This is a genomic window from Stenotrophomonas acidaminiphila (assembly GCF_001431595.1).
GTDB classification, from domain to species: domain Bacteria; phylum Pseudomonadota; class Gammaproteobacteria; order Xanthomonadales; family Xanthomonadaceae; genus Stenotrophomonas; species Stenotrophomonas acidaminiphila.
Genome location: NZ_LDJO01000124.1, coordinates 1 through 662 on the forward strand (window position 1 = coordinate 1; position 662 = coordinate 662).

1 protein-coding gene is annotated in these 662 nt (G+C 65.7%); it reads right to left on the bottom strand.

Going from position 1 to position 662, the window contains the following annotated elements:
* Positions 1-261: 261 nt before the first annotated feature.
* The coding region (locus ABB33_RS17955; RefSeq protein ID WP_152985169.1) for a PDDEXK nuclease domain-containing protein at positions 262-662 on the bottom strand (401 nt) is incomplete at its 5' end.

A 662-nucleotide genomic window follows, 5' to 3' on the forward strand; every position in this document is an offset into this window, starting at 1 on the left:
AGTCAGGGGTCGCAGACGGCCACCAGGACGCAAGCGCGCATGGCGCGCGCCGCCCTTGACGGCGAGGACGCCGTGATACGGTGAAGGGAGCAGCAAGACCGCCTACACACCGCCCACTGCACACCCTCGGCTTTTGGGCAAGCGGAGCGCGCAGGCCCGCGAGGGCCGAAGGCGTCAGGGGTCAAGGCCGAATGGCCGCGACTCGGAACGAGGCGTGGGGCGCAGCCCGCGAACCCGACGGCGGAACGCCGGGACGCCCGGTTACTGCGGGAGTTTCTTGGGCTGCTTCGACGTGCGCGATTCCAGCAAGCGCCGCGTAGTCTCCAATTCCTTCTGCAACAGCTCGGCATCCGGCAGCACGGTACGGTAGTTCGCCGCCATCACCTTTGACGGCAAACCTTCCAAGGCATACCGCGCCAGGGCATGGCCCTTGTCGGCGCACAGGATCAACCCCACGGGCGGGTTTTCATCGGGATAGGCCCAATGCTCCTTGGCGTAGTTGCAATACATGAGCATCTGGCCCACGTCGGCATGGGACAGGCTGCCCAGCTTCAAGTCGATGATGACCAGGCAGCGCAGCCGCCGGTGGAAAAACAGAAGATCCACCCGATACCAGGTCTGGTCGATGCGCAAGCGCCGCTGCCGCCCGACGAAGGTGAACC